Here is a 24,135-nt window from a genome sequence, read left to right on the forward strand (position 1 = left end):
ACGTGGTCATCGATCCAGTCGTGCGTTGAGAATCCGGGCGATCTGGGCAATCGCACCGGGTTCGGTCATTGCGAGGTGGGTCGCATCGATGTCGAAGGTCGAAATCCGCCCGCGGACCACCTGCGCCCATCCCTCATGCCCCTCGGCATCGGATCGCCTGTCCCGCGTCGCGGTGAAATAGAGCATGTCACTGTCCAAGACCGCAGGCCGCCACTCACCGGCAGCCCGGATCGCCAGGTTGTAGGCGTCGGTCAGGCGCTCGATCCTTGCGGCGTCGACACCGAGGTCGACCCCCAGGTGCCGTTCGATCAGATCAGCGGCCTCCTCGGCGGTCGCATCGGCGTTGACGAAATCGACGCCCAAGACCGGGCCGAGATTGCTGATCAGTTCGCCAGCCGTGACGGCGGACAGCGTCGACACGTCGACACCGCCTACCTCGGCGTCCAATAGCGCCAGCAGCGCAACCTGCTCACCGGCGGCGCGCATTTCAACGGCAATGGTATGGGCGATCGCGCCACCCAGCGACCAGCCGAGAAGGTGATAGGGGCCGTGTGGCTGAACCGCGCGAATCTCGGCGAAGTAGCGTTCGGCCATCTCTTCGATCGACGTCGGACCGGGAACCTCGCCGCCGACTTGCGGCGCCTGAATGCCGTAGATCGGTCGACCGTTATGCAGGTACCGGTCGAGTGTGCGGTAACACCACGACAGACCCACGGCCGGGTGGATACAGAACAGTGGCGCACGCTCACCGTCGGTCCGGATCGGCAGCAGCACATCGAAGCCGACATCGGTCCGGTCGACGGCGGGACCTGAGCGCATTCCGGATTCGATCCGCCTCGCCAGGTCGGCCGGGCAGGGGTCCGACAGCATCCAGCTGATCGGAACCTCGTAGTCGAGTTCTTTCCGCAACTCGCTGACCACCTGGACCGACTTCAGCGAGTTACCACCCAATACGTAGAAGTCGTCATCCGCGCCCACCCTGTCCACACCGAGTACCGCCCCGAAGACTCGTGCGACCTCCCCTTCCAACCACGAGGCGGGCTCCCTGAACTCCCCTACCGCGAGCATCGGCTCCGGTAGCCGGGTGCGGTCCAGCTTGCCCGACGCGGTGAGGGGCACCGCGTCGATCACCGTCACCGTGCTGGGCACCATGTAGTCGGGCAGTTCGGTTGCCGCGTGCGCCGAGACCGCCGCGGTGTCGACCGTGGCGCCCGCGGCGGGCACCAGGTAGCCGACGAGATGCTGCACCGCGTCGGTGGAGTGCACCACCACGATCGCTCTGGCGACACTGGGGTGCTCGGCGAGTACCGCCTCGATTTCACCGAGTTCGATACGCAGGCCGCGCAGCTTCACCTGGAAATCGGTGCGGCCCAGGTATTCCAAGTCGCCGGTATGGCGCCAGCGCACCAAGTCGCCGGTGCGGTACAGGCGCTGGCCGTCACCGTACGGATCGGGCACGAACCGTTCCGCGGTGAGGCCCGGACGTGACTGATAGCCGCGCGCGAGTTGGGCGCCCGCCAAGTACAGCTCCCCAGCGACACCGGGTGGTACCGGATGTAACCGGTTGTCGAGTACGTAGGCCCGCGCGTTCCATACCGGTGCGCCCATCGGCATGCTCCCGCTGTCGGCTTCGGTCACCCGATACGCGGTCGCGCACACAGTGAACTCGGTCGGCCCGTACAGATTGTGCAACTCGACCCCGGGCACTGTTCGCCGCACCGCGGCCGCCACCTCGGGGCCGAATGCCTCACCGCCCACCAGGAACGTCCGCACCGACTCCAGCGATTCCGCGGGCACCGCATCCACGAATACCGCCAGCATGGACGGGACGAACGCGGCGATCGTGACCCCTTCGGTGGCAATGGTTTCGGCGAGATAGGCCGGGTCGGTATGCCCGTCGGCTCGCGCGATCACCAGTCGCGCCCCCATCGCCAGTGTCGCGAACAACTCCCACACCGACATGTCGAACGTGGCTGGGGACTTCTGCAGTACAACGTCATTCGGCGTCAGCGTGTAGATCCCGTTGACCCACCGCACCTGGTTCACCACCGAACCATGCAATACCGCCACACCTTTCGGTCGCCCGGTCGAGCCCGAAGTGAAGAGCACGTATGCGATGTTGTGCGGGCGCAGCGGTGCGAGTCGATCGGCGTCGGTGACCGGCGCGTCATCGAATCCGGACAGCTCCAGCCCATCGAGGGACGACAGCTCCAGCACCGGCGCGGCGATCGACAGCATGTACGCGATGCGGTCGGCCGGCAGGTCCGGATCGAGCGGCACGTACCCACCGCCTGCGGCGTGTACCGCGTACATGGCGGTGACCTGGTCCAGTGAACGCCGCATCCGCAGCGCCACCAACGACTCCGGACCCACTCCACGCGAGATCAACCACCGCGCCAGCCGATATACGCGGGACGCGAATTCCGCATAGGTCAGCGACTGGTCGCAGAATGTCACCGCGGTCCGGTCCGCATACTCCTGCACGGAGTGCGCGAAGATCGAGGCGAGCGTCTCGCCGGAAGGGAGCGTGCGATCGGTCGAATTCCACTGCCTCAGCACGGCTTCCCGCTCATCGGCGCCGAGCAGATCTACCTCGTACACCGGCTGCGCCGAATCGGTCACCAGTGCGCCGAGCAACCGCAGCAGCCGATCGACGATCGAGGTCACTGTCGTCGCGTCGAAGAGGCCGCTCGCATAGGTCACCGCGCCGCTGATGCCGGCCGGGGCACCGGCGGAGTCGTAGGAATCCGACACCGTGATCTGCAGATCGAACAGTGCGGTGTCGCTGTCGGCCGTCACGGCCGACACGGAGAGCCCCGGAAGTTCGAACTGGGCCCCGGCGAGGTTCTGGAATGCCAGCATCACCTGAAACAGTGGATGGTGGGCGTGCGACCGCGCCGGGTTCAGCTCCTGCACCAGCCGCTCGAACGGAATATCGGCGTGCCCGAACGCGGCCAGATCGGTCCCGCGCACCTGCTCGAGCAACTGGGTGAGCGTCATCTCCGGGGTCAACCGGGTCCGCAATACCAAGGTGTTGACGAACATCCCGACCAGATCGTCGAGTTCGGGCTCGCCGCGTCCCGCATACGGAGTGCCGATCGCTATATCGTCCGTACCGGCCAAGCGGGCCAGCGTGGCCGCGAGCGCAGCGTGGAAGACCATGAACAGCGTCGTGTTGTGTGCTCGCGCGACCTGCTGCAATCCCGCATGCAGATCGGCACCGACGGTTATCGGTACGCTCGCGCCCGCACGGGTCTGCACGCGCGGACGCGGTCGGTCGGTCGGCAGCTCGAGCAGAACCGGCAGTTCGGCCAATTCCATTGTCCAGTAGTCGATCTGGGCACGAAGCAGCGATTCGGGATCGTCTTCGGTACCCAGCACCTTCCGCTGCCAGATCGCGTAGTCGGCGTACTGCACCGGCAGCGATCGCCAGCTCGGCGTCTCGCCGCGCAGGTGTGCCGCGTACGCGGTCATCATGTCCCGTGCCAGCGGGCCCAGCGACGACCCGTCGCAGCAAATGTGGTGCGCCACCACGGCCAGGACCCGCTCGTGCCGGCTGATTTCGAACAACCGTACCCGCACCGGCGCCTCGACCGTCACATCGAACACCGTCGAGACGAACGCCGACAACGACTCGGCCAGTTCTGGTTTCGCGACCGAGGCCACCGTCATCGGCGCAATCACCTCGGCGGCGGGCAGGACAACCTGCGACGGCTCCCCATCGGTATACGGGTATACGGTCCGCAGCACCTCATGCCGGTTCAGCACATCCTCGATGGCCGCGCACAGCGCGTCGAGATTCAGCTGTCCGGACAGCCGTAGCAGGATCGGAATACTGTAGGCGGCCGAGCCGGGCTCGAGCCGGTTCAGGAACCACATCCGCTGCTGCGCGTACGACAGGGGAATTCGCTGTGGCCGCGATTGCGCGGCCAACGCCACCCGACCGGTATCGGCCCGCGATTCGGCGCGCGCGGCCAACCTCGCGACCGTCGGCGCCTCGAAAATCATCGACGCCGGGATGGTCGCGTCGAGCGCGGCACCGATCCGCGCGGCTACCCGGGTGGCCGCCAGGCTGTTGCCACCGAGTTCGAAGAAGTCGTCGTCGGCGCCTACCGGACCGCCGATGTCGAGTACGTCGGCGAATACGCTGGCCACTATTTCCTCTCCCGGTGACGCCGGGGGCCGGAATCGCTTGGCCTGGACGACGGGTGCGGGCAGGGCCGCGCGGTCGAGCTTTCCATTCGGCGACAGGGGGATCGCGTCGAGGATCATTACCGCGGCGGGCACCAGATACGACGGCAGCACCTCGGCCAACGCCGCCCGCAACGCCTCGCTGGACAGGCTCGCCCCGGTTTCGGGTACCGCATAGGACACCAGCATCACCGGACCCGCGCCCGCCCGCCATGGCACCGTGACCGCGTATGCCACCTCCGCGCGCGCGCTCAGTACCGCGTCGATCTCGCCCGGCTCGACCCGGTAACCACGGATCTTCAACTGGAAATCGTTGCGCCCCAGGAACTCCAGCACACCATCGGAATTCCAGCGCACCACATCACCGGTGCGGTACATGCGGCGTCCCGGTTCCCCGAACGGGTGCGCCACGAACCGCGCCGCGCTCGTCGCCGACTTGTCGAGGTACCCGCGCGCCAACGCCGACCCCGCCAAATACAACTCCCCGGCCACCCCAACCGGCACCGGCTGCAGCCGGGCATCCAAGACCAGCGCCTGCATGCCAGGCAGCGGGGCACCGATCGTCGGCCGCTCACCGGGGCGCAGCTCACCCGTCGCCGTGGCGACGACCGTGGCCTCGGTCGGCCCGTACAGCGCCCGGAACTGCCTGGCGCCGGCGACATCGGTGCCCGCCCATCGATTCACCAGATCCGCTGGGACCTCGTCGCCCCCGGACAGCACTACCCGCAAGTCGTCCAACCCGGCCGGACCCACCGACGCGAGTGCGGCAGGGGTCATGAAGGCGTGGGTAACCCGCTGCGCGCGCAGGAGTTCTGCCAACTCGACGCCGCCGTAGATCTGCGTCGGCGCCACAACCAGTGCCCCGGCACGGCTGACCGCCATCACGATCTCCAGCAGGGCGGCGTCGAACGATGGCGACGCGAAATGCAACACCCTGGACGTGTGCCGGAGCTCGTGATCGGCACGTAGCGCCGAGACGAAGTCGGCGATGCCGCAATGGGTGACCGCGACGCCCTTCGGCACCCCGGTGGATCCGGAGGTGAAGACCACATAGGCGACGTTCGAGGTCCGCAACGGTCGCAGCCGCTCGTCATCGCCGACCGGGCCACTGGCCAACCCGTCGATCCGCGCGGCGACGGCCACGTCGTCGAGCACGATCCAGTCCACCGAATCGGGCATTTCGGCACGCGCCGAGGACACCGTAAGGCCCAGCGCCGCACCCGAATCCGACACCATCTGCTCGATCCGGCCTTCGGGATAGCTCGGGTCCACCGGCACGTATACCGCACCCGATTTCACCACCGCCCACCATGCGACGACGGAGTCCACCGACCGCGCTGCCGCCACTAGCACCGGACTCTCCGTTCCGGCGCCGCGGCTGATCAGCAACCTCGCCAGCCGACTCGATCGTTCGTCCAGCTCTGTATACGACAACGTGGTGTCCCCGGAGACAACAGCGATACCGTCGCCGTTATCCCGGACGGCGGAGGCGAACACCTCCGGCAGCAATCCGACCGGCTCCAGCGCCGCCACGGCGTGTTCCCCCACCCGCGAGGTGAGCGCCGAGCGTTCGTCGGCTTCCAGCCAGTCGATATCCCCGACCACTATGGCCGGATCGTCGGCGATGGCTTCCAGTACCCGCTCCAGCCGTCGCAGGATTGCGGCCGCGGTCGCCTCGTCGAACAGATCCCGCGCATAGGTCATCATTCCCGAGATGCCTTGCGCGACACCGGCATTACCCGTTGAATCGGAGAGCACCAGTTGCAGGTCGAACTGGCTCGCCCCGGTATCCACATCCGCCCGGGCAACCCGGACATCGGGCAGCACCACATCGACCGTCGACACATTCTGGAACGCCAAGGCCACCTGGAACAACGGATGCCGCGCCGCCGATCGCACCGGGTTCAACTCCGCCACGATCCGCTCGAACGGCACGTCCGCGTGCTCGAACGCCAACAGATCCGTCTCCCGGATGCGCATCAGCAACTCGGCGAACGACTCGCCCGTATCCACCCGGGTACGCAGTGCCAACGTGTTCACGAACATGCCCACCAGATCGTCCAGACCTGGCTCGCCCCGCCCCGCGACCGGGGTGCCGATCACTACGTCATCGCTGGCACTCAACCGCCCCAATACCGTTGCCAGCGCCGCATGCATCACCATGAACAGCGACACCCCCCGCGACCGTGCCAGCGCGAGCAGCCGCTCGTGCAGCCGCGCCCCGATCTGCACCGGTACCCGCCCTCCCGACAGCGATGCGACAGCCGGGCGTGGTCGGTCCGCGGGTAGTTCCAGCCGGTCCGGTGCGCCCGCGAGCGTTGAGCGCCAGAACTCCAGCTGCCCGGACATCAACGACGCCGGATCGTCCGGGGAACCCAGCATCTGCCGTTGCCACCACGCGAAATCCGCGTACTGCACGGCGAGTGGCTCCCATTCCGGCGCGTGCCCGGCCAGTCGCGCGGCATAGGCCACCATCACGTCACGGGCCAGTGGGCCCATCGACTGACCATCGCCGGCGATGTGATGGACCACCAGCGCCAACAGGAATTCTCCTGTGTCACTGTCGTTTTCGGCACCAAGCTCGAACAATCCCACGCGCATCGGCACGCGGGCGGTCACATCGAATCCGCGTCGTACGAACTCGCTCACCACATCCGGGACCGAATCCGCCGGCACGCGCACCGGCTCCACCGGCACCGCGGGTTCGTCGAGAACGACCTGTCGCGGCTCACCGGAGGTTTCCGGATATATCGTCCGCAGTACTTCGTGACGTGCGACCACATCCGCGAGCGCGGTCGCCAGCGCTTCGGTATCCAGCCGTCCCGACAACCGCAGCATCACCGGAATGTTGTACGCCGCAGAGTCCGGCTCGAACCGGTTCAGGAACCACATCCGCTGCTGCGCGAGCGACAGCGGTACCGGGTCGGGGCGCACGCCCGGCAGTAGTGGCAACCGGCCGCCACCGTTGAGTGCCCCCGCGAGCTTGGCCAATCCGCCGACGGTCGGCGCCTCGAACACCGACCGCACCGGCACGCGGACGTCCAGGGCGGCACCGATGCGCCCCACCACCAGCGAGGCGCTCAGCGAATCGCCGCCCAGCGCGAAGAAGTCGTCGTCGACTCCCACCCGGTCCACATCGAGCACCTGCTCGAATATTCGCGCGACCACTTCCTCTATCCCCGGTGCGGGCGCCCGGAATTCGCGCGCGGCGGCCATCGGCTCGGGCAACCGCTCGCGATCCAGCTTCCCGTTGGCGGTGAGCGGCACCTCGTCCAGCACCATCACCGCGGACGGCACCATGTACCGGGGCAGCGCCGCGGCCAGCGCCGAGCGCAACTCCTCGCCCGATACAGCCATCCCGGTCGCAGGCACGACATAGGACACCAGCAGCACCGGTCGCCCTACATCGCTGCGCGCCACGGTGACCGCGTACGCCACATCGGCACGGGCACCGAGCACCGCGTCGATCTCCCCGAGCTCGATCCTGGTGCCGCGCACCTTCACCTGGAAATCGTTGCGTCCCAGGAACTCCATCTCGCCATCGGCGCTGCGCCGGACCACGTCACCAGTGCGGTACATGCGCTGCCTCGGCTCCCCGAACGGGCATGCGACGAACCGCCCGGCGGTCAACCCCATCCTGGCGACGTATCCATCGGCCAGTCCGGCGCCGAACAGGTACAACTCGCCCGCGACACCGTGTGGCACGGGCCGCAGCCAGGTATCCAGGACCACGGCCGCGACGGGACCGACGGGCCTGCCGATCGTGATCGCGGCACCGGGCGCCAGTGCATCGCTTGCGGTAGCCCAGATCGTGCTTTCGCTCGGCCCGTAGAGATTGACCATGGTCCGATCCGGCGCCCACCGATCGACCAGTTCCGGGCCGACCGGTTCACCGGCTGTTGCCAGTACGCGCAGCCCGTCGAGCCCCTCGTACGGGACTGTCGCCAGCGCCGAAGGAGTCACTACGGCATGCGAAATACGTTCGCGCCCGATCAGATCCGCCAGCTCGGGACCGGCGTAGACATCGGCAGGCGACACGACAAGCCGGCCGCCCGAGCCGTGTGCCATCAACAACTCGAACACCGAGGCGTCGAAGCTGGGCGAGGCGAGTTGCAGTACCACCGACATCAGGTCGACGCCGAGTATTCGCCGCTGCGCCGCGACCATAACGGCCAGGCCGCGATGGCTGACGAGTACACCCTTGGGCGTTCCGGTCGACCCGGAGGTGTAGCTCATGTACGCGGTCTGATCCCGCCGAATCGGTCCGCCGCGTTCGGCATCGGTGACCGGAATGGCGGGAACCGAGTCCAGCGCGCCGAGCGTCTGCTCATCGTCGATGACCAGCCAGTCGACGCTGTCGGGAAGATGCTTCCCGACTGACGAGTCGGTCAGCCCGAGCACGGTTCTCGAGTCCGACAGCAGAAATTCGATCCGCTCCGATGGCAAGGTCGGATCTATCGGAAGGAATGCGGCACCGGTCTTCGCGATGGCCCACAGGGTGACCGTCGCCGCCAGCGATCGCGGAAGCACGGAAGCGACGACCTCTCCCCGCCGGGCGCCGCGCCGCAGCAGGATCCGAGCCAGGCGTGCCGATCGCTCGTCGAGCTGCCGGTAGGTCATGGTCGCGGTGCCGCACCGCACGGCGATCGCTTCGGGTTCGACGACAGCGGAAGCGGCCAGTATCCGGTCCAACGTGTCCGGGATCGCGGTGTGCGCAGCCGAAGCCGGCCACGTCGGTCCCGGTTCTTCATCGAGCGGCAGCTGGCCCAGGCGCACATCGGCATTCGCGGCGATCCGACACAGCAACTCGACGAAGCGGTCGAGGATGCGGCGCGCCGACACGGTGTCGAATTCACGGTCGTGGAATCGGAGGGTGATCCGCAGTCCCTGTTCCGCACCGTGCTCGGACTGCTTCGGTTCCACGACCAAGCTCAGCGGGTACGGGGTTGCGTCCACACCGCTGAGTTCGTCCACCCGCAGGCCCGCCGAATCGACGAGTTGCTGCAGTGCCGCCCGGTCGACGGGAAACGACTGGAAGGTGATGGCCGTGTCGAAGAGTTCGGGCACGCCGACGCTGCGGTGAATCTCGGGTAGGCCGATGTGGTGATGCTCCAGCATGCGGGCGTGCCGCGCCTGAATGCCGGTCAGCAACTCGCGTACCGTCATGGTGGGTTCGAGCGGGACTCGCACGGGAATCGTATTCAGAAACATGCCGAGCGTCTGATCGACCAGCGGCAACTCCGGGGGTCGGCCCGAGACGGAGGAGCCGAAGATCACATCGGTCTCACCGGTCACTACCCGCAGATTCAGGGCCCAGGCCGCGGCGACGGCCGTATTGATGGTCACGGCGGCCTCAGCCGCTGCTCGGCGCAGTTGCGCGAAACGATCCGCAGTCAACTCCGCCCCGACCTCGGCGGCCGATATCGAACCCCCCGCCCCGGCCTCACGGGAGACCCGGGTGGGTGCGTCGACATCCGAAAAGGCCTGTGCCCATGCGGTTTTGGATGCGTCGCTGTCCTGCCGACTCAGCCAGGACAAATAGTCGCGGTAGGAGGGAGCAGGTCCAGCGGAGTCGATGTGCGCGGGAGATCCGTAGTAGTCGAGCAGTTCTCGCATCAGCAGCGGCATCGACCAGCCATCCAGGATCACATGGTGATTCGTCACGAGTAGCCGATAGGCACCCGAATCGAGACGGATCAGCGTGAAGCGCAGTAGCGGAGGAGCCGACAGGTCGAATCCGGCAGCCGCGTCCGCTGCGGCAATCGATTCCGGGTCGGCCGCGGATTCCGCATCACCACCATCGGTGAGATCGATCTCCCGGAACCCGATCTCGGCATGGTCCAGCACGATCTGGCACGGACCTGCCGAGGTTTCCACAAAGGCGGCCCGCAGGATATCGTGCCGGTCGACCACGGCCTGAGCGGCACGTCGCAAGCGCTCACCGTCGACCGCGCCGGAAAAACCGATCGTCGTCTGGACGGTGTAGTTGTCCCCGGCATTCGGATCGAATGTCGAGTGGAAGTGCACACCGGATTGCATCGGCGACAACGGCCATATATCGGACAGGCCGCGGTACTGCCGCTCGAGCCGATCGATGTCGGGTTGGCTGAGCGCTACGAGCGGAAAATCCGAGGCGCGATTCGACGCCGGGAGTCGAGAGGGCTGCTCGATTGCCACCGGAGCCGCATCGTCGCCCGCAATGGCGGCGAGGGCGGCAACTGTCTTGCCTTCGAAGACATCTCGCGGAGTGAAGGTGAGCCCGGCCGATCTCGCCAACGCCACCAGCCGCATCGAGACGATGCTGTCCCCGCCGAGCGCGAAGAAGTTGCTGTCGGCGGACACCGTGTCCAGATGGAGCACATCGGCGAAAAGTTTCGCCACGACCTGCTCCGTATGCGTCGCCGGCGGTCTGCCGCCCGCGGCGTCGGAGTCGAAGGCGCGCTGCTGCAACGCTTTCCGATCAACCTTTCCGGTCGGCGTGCACGGCATCTGCTCGAGCCGCACGATCGCGGCGGGATTCATATATCGAGGTAGCATGCCCGCGAGATCGTCGCCGAGTGCCGCCACATCTATGGCCGCCCCCGGCGCGGCGACGACATAGGACACCAGGATGGGCTCGCCGGCAGGCCCTTCCACCGCAACCGTCGCGACGCTCGCCACGTCCGGGTGCCGGGCCAGGTGGGCATCGATTTCCCCCGGCTCGATCCGCAGGCCATGAATCTTGACCTGCTGATCGCAACGGCCCAGGTATTCCAGCGTCAGCCCGGCGCGTCCGCGCACCCAGCGCACGGAATCACCCGTGCGGTAGATCCGCTCACCGTGGCTGGATCGGGGGTCCGCGACGAAGCGCGACGCGGTCACGCCAGGTCGGTCGACGTACCCGCGGGCGAGTCCGGGTCCACCGATATAGAGTTCGCCCGCGACACCGACCGGCACCGGTCGCAGCCACGTGTCGAGAACCATCGCGGACGCGCCTCGGATCGGGCCACCGATCGTCACCGGCTCGCCGGCTACCAGGGCATCCGACCCCGTCGTCCAGATCGTGCACTCGGTCGGTCCGTAATGATTCATCAGCCGTCGCCCAGGGCCCCACCTGTGCACGGTGTCCGGCCCGGTCGCTTCGCCGACGACCGCGAGCGATATCAATGACGGCGTCCGGGCCGGATCCATGGTGTTCAGCACGGACGGGGTGATGATCGCATGCGAAACCTGCTGTGACCGAAGAATTTCCTCGAGGTCGGCCCCGCCGTATACCTCCGGCGGCGCCACCGCCAGACACGCGCCGCTGCCGTGTGCCAACAGCAACTCCGACAAGCAGGCATCGAATCCCGGCGACGCGACCTGCAACACCACCGAATCCGTGCCCACGCCGAAGGCGTCGGCGTGCGCCGCGACAAGGTCGGCCAGGCCTCGATGGCTGAGGTGGACCGCCTTGGGTTTGCCGGTCGATCCGGAGGTGTAGATCACGTATGCCGCATTGTCGGGCGACAGCATGTCGGCCCCGGACGGTGCAGGTAGATCCGCATGCGCATCCGAATCCGAAGCGTCCAGAATCAACCAGTCGACAGTGTCCGGAAGTCGCGGTGCCACAATGCCGGTCGTCACCCCCAGCCCGGTCCGCGAGTCGGACAACAACTCCTCGATCCGCGCGACGGGATTGTCGGGATCCAACGGCAGGAAAGCGGCACCTGTTTTCGCCACCGCCCAGATCGCGACGACCAGCTCGGCCGAACGGGGAACGGCCAGTGCGACTATAGACTCGGCGCGCGCACCATGGCCGGCCAGCAGGCGGGCGAACCCGTCGGCGCGACGCTCCAGCTCACGATAGGTCCACGTGATGTCACCGCACCGGACGGCCACGGCATCCGGATACCTGCGCGCGGTCCCCGACAGGATGTCGCGCAGTACGAGCGCCGCGGTCGGCTCCACGCCGGCGACCGAAAGCAGTTCCGCGCGTTCGGAATCCCGGCAGGAGGAGATCGCCGCGACCTTGCTGGCGGGATCGCTGACCATCTGCGTGAGCAGCAACTCGAAGCGTTCGAGCAGCGTGCGGGCATCGTCGGAACCGAATCGGTCGGTGGCGAATTTCAGCGCGACCGTGTAGGTGCCGGGCTCGTCGGCGGCCGGTCGTTCGGCGCGATTCGACCGCGGCGGGCTCACTTGCAAACTCAGCGGATACGGCGTGGCATCGTGTGTGTCGATCTCGACGAGCCGCAATCCGGCTGCGGAGAGATTGCGTGCCAACAGTTCCTGGTCGAACGGATAGGACTCGAGCACCGTCGCCGTATCGAACATATCGGTGAGACCGGTGGCCCGTTGCAGCTCCGCCAAGCCGATGTGCTGGTGATCCAGCATCGCGGCCTGCTCGGCTTGCACGCGGACGAGCAGGCCGCCGACGGTTTCGTCGGGGTCGAGCCGGACTCGGACGGGCAGCGTGTTGACCAGGAGCCCGACCATGCGCTCGACATCCGAAATCTGCGGCGGGCGTTGCGACATCGTATTGCCGAACACCACATCCGACCGTCCGGTCAGGGCGGCCACCAGCAATGCCCACGCCACCTGCAGGACCGTATTGGGGGTGACGCCGTGCGAGCGGCCCAGATCGAGAATGGCAGCGGTGGTCGCGGCGTCCAGGTGCAGGCCGACTTCACCGGCGTGCGCGGTGACGGTCCGATCCGGCCCACCCGTGACCCGCGTCGGACTGTCGATTCCGGCGAGCATCTCCCGCCACGCGGCGGTCGCCGCGGCGCGATCCTGAGCCTGTAACCACTGCAGATACTCACGGTACGAACGCGCGGGCGCGAGCTCGGCGGTATCGCAATCGGATATGTACAACGAGAGCAACTCATGGATCAGCAGGGGCATCGACCACCCGTCCAGCACGAGGTGGTGGTTGGTGACCAGCAACTGGAACACATCGACGCCGGTGCGCACGAGGTGGAAACGCACCAGCGGCGGGCGGGCGGGGTCGAACGGAGCCGCGGCCGCCGTCGCGAGTCGCCGAAGTGCCGCTGCCTGCTCGCCGACATCGCTGATATCGGTGATGCTCGACTCGACCCACTCGACCCTGGTGTCGCGCACCACGATCTGTCGTGGCCCATCGGCGCTTCCGACGAACGCGGTCCGCAGGCTGTCGTGGCGGTCGATGAGGACCTGCGCGGCCCGTCGCATTCGGTCCCCATCCACCTGCCCGGCAAACGTCAGCGCCGCCTGCACGATGTAGCCATCGACGCCGTCGCGGTCGTAGAGGGTGTGGAAAAGCAGCCCGGCCTGCAGGGATGTCAGTGGCCACACATCGGTCATCGACGGGTATTCCCGCAGCCAGTGGTCGACATCGTCCTGCGATACCGCGGTGAGCGGGAAGTCCGATGGCGTGAAGCCGTATGCGGTTTCGGATCGGACGTGATCGGCAAGGGCCGCCAGGGCTCTCGCCCACAGCCCGGCGAGCTCGTCGACCTCCGCATCTGCCAACACCTGCGAAGCGAACTCCCAGGTCGCGTGGAGTTCGAGCCCGTCGCGACCTTCCTCGGCGATCGCATTGATATCGAGCACGGCGGGCAGCGCCATATCTGGATCGCTCGTCGCGGTCAGTGCGGTGAATTCGGTGGTTGGTGCCCAGGGCCCCGAGCGTTCACCCACACCCACTCGCCCCAGGTAGTTGAAACTGATCTGGGGTTCTGGCAGGTGTGCGAGCTCCGCGCTGCCCCTGGGATCGAGGTGACGCAGCATCTGATAGCCGATGCCGTTGTCGGGCACCGCGCGCAGTTGCTCCTTCACCTGCTTTATCGCCAGGCCGGCGGCCACACCGCCGGCCAGCGCGTCATCGAGGTCGACGTTGTCGCATTCGATGCGGACCGGGAAGCGGGTGGTGAACCAACCCACGGTGGCGCTGAGATCGGCGCCGGCTACGGTCCGCTCCTCGCGACCGTGTCCCTCCAGCGAGATCAACTCTCCGGCGGGCGCCGCCGCACCGCGCCTGCGCCGCCACTCACCGAGTGCCAGTACCAGGGCCGCCAACAGCGGATCGTTGGCACTGCCGTGGAAGCGGTCCGGGATGGTGGTCAGAACAGCCTCGGTAACCGCCGCCGGGATGCGCTGCTGGACCCTGCTCGCCGTGGCTCCGATATCACGATCCGGGAGCAGACGACGCGATCCGAGTAGCTGATCGCCCCCCGCGAGTACGTCCTTCCATCGGTCCAGCTCCGCCGAGCGCTTGCCCGGTGCCTGCTCGACCAGGCCGTGTACCCATCGCCGGAACGAGGTGGTGGGCGGGCCGAAGTGCGGTTCGCCGCCGTCGGAAATCTGCGACCAGGCCTGCGCCAGATCGGCCAGGATGATGCGCCACGACACCGCGTCGACGGCGAGGTGGTGGATCACCAGCCACATCAGGTCGGGTCCCGAACCGTTGCGATCCTGAATCCAGACGGCCTGAACCAGCACACCGCTGCCCGGATCCAATCGATCCGCGGCGCTGTGCAGGTGCCGTTCGACTTCGGCGGCTACACGTCGATCGAGCCGTACATCGACGAGCACGGCCTCCGGATCGACCGCGTCCCGACCGAGTACCTCGACGTATTGGTCGGCCGAGTCGCCACCGCGCAAAATCGCGCGCAGCATATCGTGGCGCTCCAGCAGGGATCCCAATGCGCGCACGAGATCCGCTCGATCGACTCGCTCGGGCAGCTGCACGAGCGCGGCCTGCGCGAACCGGTCGTAGTGACCCCGATCGAGCATTGCGCGCATGATCGGCGACAACGGCATCGGCCCAACACCGCCACCGGGCAATTCGGCCAACTCGGGGATGTCGCCAGCTTCCGTCGCCGTGGCCGCCAGGCCCGCGACGGTCTTGTGCACGAACACATCGTGGGTGGAGAAACTCAGGCCCTCGGCCTTGGCCCGCGCCACCAGCCGGATCGACAGAATGCTGTCGCCGCCGAGGGCGAAAAAGCTGTCGTCCGCCCCGACCTCCGGCACGCCGAGCACCTCGGTGAACAGCCTTGCGACCACCTTCTCCTGGGTCGTCGCCGGCGCCCGCCCAACCGGTGCGGTCCCGAATTCGGGCTTCGGCAAAGCGCTGCGATCGAGCTTGCCGAAGGCATTGACCGGGAGGCTGTCCAGCGTGAGGATCACCGCCGGGACCATGTGCGGCGGCAGCGAATCGCGGGCGAAGCGATGGAGTTCGGGCGGATCGATCCGATGACCGCTGACCGGGACGACATAGGACGCCAGCACTGTCGTGCCGATGTTGTTGCGCACCGGCACGGTGACAGACCGGTCCACGTCCTCGTGTGTAGTAAGTGCGGCGTCGATTTCACCCGGTTCGATCCGGTAGCCGCGGATCTTGACCTGGAAGTCGCTGCGCCCCATCAATTCCAGCGTCGGCTCAGCGTCGTCGCTGGCCCAGCGCGCGATATCGCCGGTGCGGTACATCCGTTCGCCGGGGCCGTCATACGGATCGGCGACGAAGCGGGCGGCGGTTTCGACGCACAGATGGCTGTATCCACGGGCCAGTCCCGGTCCGGCGAGATACAACTCGCCCGCGGTGCCCTTGGGTACCGGCTGCAGCGTTCGGTCCAGCACCATCGCGGAAACGCCGCGGATGGGGGCACCGACCGTGTGGGCGCGGCCGGGTCTCAGCATGGCGCCGACGGCGGTCACGGTGGTTTCGGTAGGACCGTATTCGTTATAGACGGACACCGACGGTGTCCACCGCTCGATGACGTGCGGTGGACACACGTCACCACCGACCACGACCACCCGCAAATCGGTCGTCGGACGCGGGTCCACGGTTGCCAGGATCATGGGTGTCAGGGTCAGGTGGGTCACGTGCTCATCGGCCAACAGTTGCGTGAGCTCCGCACCGCCGCTCACCTGGGGCGGCACGATCACCAGCGTGGATCCGCGCGCGAAGCAGGTCAGAAACTGCTCCAGGGAGGCGTCGAAACTAGGTGAGAGGGCGTATGACACGCGTGCGGTGCTGTCGATGCCGTACGTGGCGGCGCGGTCGGCAACCAGATTCGCGAGGCCGGTGTGGGTGACCTGGACGCCTTTCGGGGCGCCGGTGGATCCCGAGGTGTAGGTGATATAGGCCACGTTGGACGGCCGCAGTGGGCGGATACGGTCATTGTCGGAAATCGGCCCGGCGTCGCATTCGCGCAGGGTTGCGGGGTCGTCGAGAACCACATGGTGCATCGCCAGCGGGAGTCGCCCGCGCAGGGCGTCGACCGTGATCGCCACCGCGGCACCGCTGTCGGCGACGATATGTGCTATCCGCTTCGACGGGTACTCGGGGGACAAATGGACAAATGCCGCACCGCATTTCGCGACGGCCCACGTCGCCACGACGGATTCGACCGAGCGTGGCAGCATGATCGCCACCGCCGTGTCCGGCCCGCAACCAAGATCGATGAGATGCCTGGCCAGCTGGGAAGATCTGGTATCGAGCTCGCCATACGTCATCGTCTGCCCGGCCGAGGCGATCGCGCACGCACTTCGATTCCGGCGCGCGCTCTCGCTCAGCAGGTCCGGCAGCAGCCGTGTTTCGCCCCCGCCGGGCCCCCGCACCGGGAGCAGCGCGGACCGCTCCTGCACTTCGAGCAGGGGCAGTCTGCTGACCGGGCATCCCGCTCCCCCCGCGAGGAACTCGTGCAGAAACATGAGAAACCGGCGGTGGTGACCGGCGAGTTCGGCAGGGCTGTAGGCGTTCGGATTTCCCTGGAAGTCGATATGTGTAGTGTGCTTGCCCGCGCCCGGGTAGATATTGACGAAAAGGTCGGCGGTAGGGCCAGAGGTGAGGACGTGCAGGCGGCCTGTCGTGCTGCCGAGCACAACCTCGTTCTCGATCATCATGAGGTTCACCGCCGGACCGAAGGATGCCGCCTCGTCGCGCGCAATCCCCATATCCCCGAATATGTCCTCTTGGCGATAGCGCTGCCGCCGAAGAGCACTGGTCAACTCGCTTTGCACTGCGGAGATCAGCTCACCGACGCTGCGGCCGGCGACCCGCACTCGCAACGGGACCACATTCGCCACCATCCCCCCGGAACGGCGCAGCACGGCCGAGTGCCGACCCGAAACCGGCAGGCTCAGCAATACTTCATCGCTCCCGGTCATCCGCGCGAGATAAGCGGCGAACGCCGCGACGGTGGTCGCAGTCACGCTCAGGCCGTCCTGGGCTGCGATGTTCTCCAGTAGATGCGCGGTGGCGTCCGGCAGCTCTGCGCTGACGAGCGCCGGATGAATGGTGGGCTTGCCTACGCGACCGGCCAAGCTCACGACGGCGGGCGCGCCAGTCAAGTGCTCGTGCCAGTATCTGCGATCGTTTTCGAAACGCGCCGAATCGCGGTATGCCAGATCCTGCTCGACAACGGCCGCCAGGTCCTGCGCCACGCACGGCGCGGCTTCCTCGAACCTCGCCCAAGCGTTGTACAACTCGGTAATCCGGTGCAGCATTGTCACCGCGGCGAATCCGTCGAGTGCGATATGGTGCGCGCGCTGATACCACAGGAAATGGTCCTCGCCGACCTGGAACACAATGCTCGTCATGAGGTCGTCGTTCAGCAGGTCCAGCGGAGCGGAGTAGTCCCGCACCATGATTTCGTGCGCAGCCGCAACCGGATCGGCCTGCCCGCGCAAGTCCATGACCGACACCTGCGGCCGATGTTCCTCGTCGACGAACTGACCTGGCTCTCCGTCGACCTCGATCAGGCGCATATGTCCGGATCCGAACTCACGAGCGGCGGTTCTGCATGCCTCGGCAAGCAATTCCGTGTCCAACTCGCCGACGATCTCGACGAATTGAGCCACAGATATCGGCGACGATTCCGCGAGGTGCTGGGCAAACCAGATTCCCCGCTGAGCCGCGGTCAGTGGAAGAATGTCGAACGACGATGGCCGCGCGCCTCCATTACCGTTCGAGCGCACGCCGGAACCGTCTCCGGAATACTTGCCGGAAAAGTGGAGGGATCCTTTTTGCAGCGCTCTCGGCCAGTTCGGATTACCATCGGCACCACTCTTCGATTGGTCCATCTCGACCTCCACTGATACCGCTCATATCAGGAATCAGTTATATTGCTGCCAGATTGCCGTTATCGGCTTGTTGGAATGTGCAACATAGCGACGAGAACCGGGTCGCATATTTGAGAAGGCGCGGTCATGGCGATCGACACCCGATCCCCGCCGACACATGCGCGGCGTTCCCGTCGGTGGACGTCTCTGTCATCGTCCATCGTCCAGTCGCCCGTCGCGCAAGGTCCAGGGACCGGGGACCAAGGAGTGGGTGCCATTCGGAATCCTACAGCAAATATGGCGCAGACACTCGTCGCCCGGTTGATAGGGAGATAACGTGACATGACAGGCCATTCGAGCTCAAACTAGCAGCTCAGAGCGCATGACAGCAATGAATTGGCTAATCTTGCCGCGAGCGAGTTAGGTTAGGCTACCAAGAGTCTCCCCGCACGGTCGGGGTTCGAATACTACGGCACCAGGCCAGACGTCGAATCAGTGCGCGATCCCAGGGTTCACGACCACCGGAACAAACCCCCTACCAGTAGAAAGCCGATAGTTAACGGCATTCGGTTGGAATTATCCCTGAGTGAGCAAGGACTCGGTGTGGTCAAGTCCTCAGACACCACCGAAATTACGCTGCGAAACCGCTGTTTCCGACTGCGGTCCGCATTGCGAAGAGCTAACGCAAATTCTTATTCGCCCCAGTTGGTCCGATAGCTTATCTAGCACACCCGATGCAGGCTCACCTGATTTTTGCGAAATCGTGGCAGCAGTGACGCACGTCACGCCGCGATACCGTTACGGAAAGCGGGTCGGCGGCATCTTGTGTTCGTTCGGGGACATCGGCGGCGATGGAATCACTCCTCGCTGCGCTCGCCACTCCGAAAAGAACGGAAAGACATCATGAGCAAGCCTGGTTTGTCACCGGCTCCTCTCGCGGCTTGGCCGCAACTTCGTCGAGGCCGCGTTGCCCGCGGCGACAAGGTGGCAGCGACCGCCCGCAGTACCGAACACCTCACGGAGCTGGTCGCCGCTTACGGCGATGCGGTACTTCGGCTCGAGCTGGATGTGACCGACAGGGCACAAGTCTTCGAGACCGTGAAGCGCGCCGACGAGCATTTCGCCCGCTTGGACCTGATCGTGAAGAACGCCCCGCGCTACGACAGCCTCCGCGGCCGACGCACGGACCCTTGATTCCGGCGACCCGGCTGCTGCGGGCCGCGCGCTCCTCGAGACCGCAGACTCCGCCAACCCGCCCATGCGGGTGTTCTTCGGTTCCGGGAGAACCAGATCGTTCCGCAGGTCTACGCGACCGGCTCGAGACCTGGACCGCATGGAAGGACGTCGCGGTGGCGGCCGGAGGGCACACGCCCGCAGTCTGACTCATCGACCAGCCTGCGGGGACGGACCCCGCGAACTGTGTCCAACGCTGGACAACACCTATATCGCATCACCGTTTAGCTGGCCCCGGCCGGTGAGCCATCTGCCCCGACCTGCCCAGCGTGGAATTCGTCTCGTGCCCCCAGTCGGACTCGAACCGACACTTTGCAGATTTTAAGTCTGCTGCCTCTGCCAATTGGGCTATAGGGGCGCCCGGTTAGCGTACCGACTCGTACAGCCGTACCGGAATTCCCTCTGCAGGCTAGTGCATCTCCGGTGGTGGACAGAGTAATGCCGCCAGCGCGCAGTCAGGGACCTAGTCGTGGGCGGCTATCGGTGCGGTGCCGTCAGGAGAGTTCGCGCCTGGCGTGTTGGCTAGCACGGAGTGCCGGCGGCCGTAGGCGAAGTAGACGATCAGGCCGATAGCCATCCAGACGAGGAAGCGCAGCCAGGTTTCGACCGAGAGGTTGAGCATCAACCAGAGGCAGGCGAGTACGGCGAGGATGGGGACGAGCGGGACCAAGGGCACACGGAAGCCACGCGGGAGTTCGGGGCGGGTGCGGCGCAGGATGAGAACGCCGATGGCGACCAGGACGAAGGCGAAGAGCGTGCCGATATTGACCATCTCCTCGAGGGTGCCGAAGTCCACGAAACCGGCGAGCGCGGCACACACGACGCCGACGACGGCGGTCAGTCGAACCGGGGTGCCGTTCTTACCGGTGTGCGCGAGCTGGCGCGGCATCAGTCCGTCGCGCGACATGGCGAACAGCACGCGGGTCTGGCCGAGGAACATCACCATGACGACCGTGGTGAGTCCGGCGAGCGCGCCGATGGAGATGATGTTCTTGGTCCAGGTGGCGCCGTGCTGCGCGAAAGCGGTTGCGAGCGTCGCTTTGTCGCCCGATAGCGCGGTGTAGGGCACCATGCCGGTGAGGATCAGCGATACCGCGACGTACAGAATTGTGACGATCACCAGCGAGCCGAGAATGCCGCGCGGCACCGAGCGCTGCGGATTCTTCGTCTCCTCCGCCGTCGTCGCGACGACATCGAAGCCGATGAATGCGAAAAACACCAGACTGGCCGCCGCGAGCAGGCCGTACCAGCCGAAGGTGCTTTGGCCGGCGCCGGTGAAGTAGGAGAACAGCGACTGGTGCGGCCCCTCCGTTTCCGCACCGGACTGCGAGGGCGGGATGTAGGGCGTCAGGTTCGACTTGTCGAAGTAGGTGGCGCCGACAACGAGGACCACCGCGATAACGCTCAGCTTGATGGCGACGGCCACGGCCGAAACCCGCGAGGACACCTTGGTGCCGACCGCCAGCAGCATGCCAAGGACCGCGATGAGAAGTACCGCACCCCAGTCGAAGTCGATCGGCCCCAGATGTGCGATCGGCGAATGCGGTCCCATCACCTCACCGAGGTACTGCGACCACCCCTTGGCGACCACCGACACCGCGAGCGCGAACTCCAGAATCAGATCCCAGCCGATGATCCATGCGACGAGCTCGCCGAAGGTGGCGTAGGAGAATGTGTACGCACTGCCCGCCACCGGAACTGTCGAGGCGAATTCGGCGTAGCAGAGCGCTGTCAGTCCGCAGGCGATGGCGGCGAAGACGAAGGCCAGAGAAACCGCAGGTCCGGCGACATTGCCCGCGGTCCGCGCGGTGAGTGTGAAGATGCCCGCACCGACCACCACGGCGACGCCGAAGACGGTGAGGTCCCAGGCGGTCAGATCCTTGCGCAGTTTCGAATCGGGTTCGTCGGTGTCCTGGATGGACTGCTCGACCGATTTGGTGCGGAACAGACCGCCCCATCGAGTTCCTGGGGTCGCCAACAATGTCTCCTTGCCGTAGTCGACGGGTTCTCCGTCGATTTCCTAATGCACACCGGCCATATGTCGGCTCACCCATGGTGTGAGTGCGACGACGATCAGACCGGCACAGATCGCTACTGCTCCGGTGATACCGAAGTACGCGAATTCGTGGTCCGCGTCATAGAACCGAGCCAAAGTACCGGACATCGAGGTTCCGATGCCAACGGAGAAGAAGTACAGCGCCATCATCTGGGCCCGGAACGCCTCGGGTGCCAGCTGTGTGGTGACCGAGAGACCGATCGGGGAAAGCAGCAGCTCGGAGACCGCGAATGCGCCCATGATGAGCAGTACCGCCAACACCGGAACGGATTTGCCGCTGCTGCCCGAGAACAGCACGAACAACCAGAACGCCAGGCCCATGCCGATGACGCCGAAGGAGAATTTGCGCGGTGTGCTCGGTGCGCGATTGCCCAGCTTGGTCCACGTCAGCGCGAACAGCGGGGACAGGCAGATGATCCACACCGGCTCCACCGAGCCGATCCAGTTCGACGGTGCGGTCCAGCCGAAGATGGTCCACCGCATCCGCTCATCGGAATACACCGCGAGCACCGTGAAGACCTGCTGGAACAGCGACCAGAAAACCGCATTCGCGATGAACAACGGAATGAAGGCACGCACCCGGCTGCGCTCGACCGGCGTCACCCTGGCGCTGGTCAGCATGAGCACGAAGTAGGCGAGCGAGGCCGCGATGATGACGCCGGTGGTCATCTCGGAGAGGTTGTCCAGGTTCACCAGCCCGGTGATCAATGCCAACGCGACCACGATGGCCGCACCGGCCACGATGCCCAGAATCGGCCCCACAGCGTTGCGCGGCAACGGGTTGGGCACATGTCTGCCCGCGGTGCCGAGGTTGCGCCGGAACACCACATACTGCGTCAGCCCCAATGCCATGCCGACCGCGGCCGCACCGAAGCCGTAGTGAAAGCCCCAATGCCGTTGCAGCAGGCCGGTGAGCAGCGGGCCGACGAACGCACCGAGGTTGATGCCCAGATAGAACAGCGTGAAGCCGCCGTCGAAGCGCGGATCACCCGGCCGGTAGAGGGTGCCGAGCAGCGAAGAGGCATTGGCCTTCAATCCGCCGCTGCCGAGCGCGACCAAGACAAGGCCGACTCCGACACCGCTCAGCCCGGGCAGAGCCGCCAGTGCGATATGCCCGGCCATGACCACAACGCCGCCGTAGAAGACGGTGCGCTCCATACCGATCAACCGGTCGGCAATCCACCCGCCGAGCACCGTCGACAGATACACCAGCCCGCCGTACGCGCCGACGATCCCGACGCCGGTGCTCTGCGATAGACCCAGTCCACCCTCGGTCGTCGAGTAGTACAGGTAGTACCCGAGGATGGTGAGCATTCCGTAGAACGAGAAGCGCTCCCAGAGTTCGACTCCGAAGAGGTTGGTCAATCCGATCGGGTGACCGAATAGGGTTCGCTCCCGAACTGGTTGCTCCGCCATTGCTGCATCGGACATAGGTCAGACAATCCCATATCAGCAGTGAATGCCCGGCAGCCCTGACAAAGTTTCCCCGTTCACGGCCGGTGTGGTAGGACATGCCAGAACTCCCGCCGGAGCAATCCGCTAACCAGTACGTCCATCGTGAAAGTACCCGCTCGTTGCGCTCTTTCAGCGAATCCGAAGCAATCGACTATTTCGTCGACCGCGACTCGGTGACGCGTCGCACTCGACGAGAACGCCGGAGAATTTCCCGGTAAAGTTCGCCTCGCTGGACGGGGAAACCTCGTTTGTTAGCTGGACGGGGGAACCTGATGAAGCGCTCGAGCGCCCATGCGGCGCTGCTGTTCGCCGTGATCGGGGCGCTGGTTGCGCTGCTCGGCTCCGGATGCGCATCGGTCTCCGCGGTCGACGCCGAGCCCGTCGTTGGTGCGCTGCCGGAACCTCCGCTGACAGCGAATACGCTGCATACCGAGTTGCGCTTGGCCCCGCTGCGGTGTCAGCTGCCGCCGATCGAGATGAGCGCGGCGGGTCAACGGCAATTCGTGCAGACCGAATTGGACTGCTTGACGAAGGTCTGGGATCCGGCCCTGCACGTGGCGGGTATGACCCTCGCGCCGCTGCAACTCGTGGTGGTCGACAACGTGACGACCGGATGCTCGAAACAGGTTCAGTCCACCGATCCGGCGTTCTATTGCGGCGGCACTGTGTACTGGCCGACCGACGATCCCATCCATCGAGGGTGGGGTTCGCAACTCGGGCAGTACCTCATATTCGTCGTGATGCACGAATACGGCCACCACCTACAGTCCTCCACCGGCATCTTGCGCACCGCCGATCGAGATATCGATACCGCGGGCGCGAAGTCGCCGCTCGGACTGGAACTCAGCCGACGCATCGAACTCCAAGCTCAGTGCCTGGCCGGGGTGATGCTGGCGGCAGCACAGGCCGGGGGCATATTGCCCCCGGACGAGGCCACGGATCTGATCGATATCCAATCCGATACCGAGGAGGATCCGACCCACGGCACCGGGTTGAACAGTCGGCGCTGGGTCGAAGCCGGTTACCGCAGCGGCGCGACATCGTCGTGCAATACCTGGACGGCCACGCTCGCCGAGGTGGAGTGACCGGTGCCCGAGCGGGGCCGATGGGCGGCCAGTGGGGGTACACCGTCTCAATCTCGTCGTGGCGGCCGACGATAGTGGACCTGTGGCGCGACAGCTGCGATAGCCGCG

General features: G+C 66.0%; 5 protein-coding genes and 1 tRNA gene. 2 read left to right on the forward strand and 4 right to left on the reverse strand.

From position 1 onward, the window contains the following. Positions 1-6: 6 nt before the first annotated feature. On the reverse strand, positions 7-18,219 hold the full coding sequence (locus ACQP2U_RS36315) for an amino acid adenylation domain-containing protein (RefSeq protein ID WP_433711674.1): 18,213 nt from the start codon (positions 18,217-18,219) through the stop codon (positions 7-9). Between the two features lie 882 nt (positions 18,220-19,101). Here ACQP2U_RS36315 and ACQP2U_RS36320 point away from each other — a divergent pair. Continuing rightward, the gene (locus ACQP2U_RS36320) at positions 19,102-19,392 is read left to right on the forward strand and encodes an SDR family NAD(P)-dependent oxidoreductase (RefSeq protein ID WP_433711675.1); all 291 of its coding nucleotides are present in this window, start codon (positions 19,102-19,104) and stop codon (positions 19,390-19,392) included. A gap of 323 nt (positions 19,393-19,715) precedes the next feature. Here the strand turns inward: ACQP2U_RS36320 and ACQP2U_RS36325 are convergent. The 3 genes from ACQP2U_RS36325 to ACQP2U_RS36335 form a co-directional block, all read right to left on the reverse strand. Next, positions 19,716-19,789, reverse strand: a tRNA-Leu gene (locus ACQP2U_RS36325). Positions 19,790-19,894: 105 nt separating this feature from the next. Beyond that, positions 19,895-21,409: an amino acid permease gene (locus tag ACQP2U_RS36330; protein WP_433711676.1), complete on the reverse strand. Its 1,515-nt coding sequence runs from the start codon at positions 21,407-21,409 to the stop codon at positions 19,895-19,897. Positions 21,410-21,451: 42 nt separating this feature from the next. After that, positions 21,452-22,918 (reverse strand): peptide MFS transporter, encoded by a 1,467-nt coding sequence (locus ACQP2U_RS36335; RefSeq protein ID WP_433711677.1) that lies wholly within the window; start codon positions 22,916-22,918, stop codon positions 21,452-21,454. Between the two features lie 296 nt (positions 22,919-23,214). On the opposite strand from ACQP2U_RS36335, the gene ACQP2U_RS36340 reads away from it, so the two are divergent. Next, positions 23,215-24,027, forward strand: a complete 813-nt coding sequence (locus tag ACQP2U_RS36340) for a neutral zinc metallopeptidase (RefSeq protein WP_433711678.1) — start codon at positions 23,215-23,217, stop codon at positions 24,025-24,027. Positions 24,028-24,135: the final 108 nt, after the last annotated feature.

The sequence above is a fragment of the Nocardia sp. CA-084685 genome (assembly GCF_050955785.1).
Classification (GTDB): domain Bacteria; phylum Actinomycetota; class Actinomycetes; order Mycobacteriales; family Mycobacteriaceae; genus Nocardia.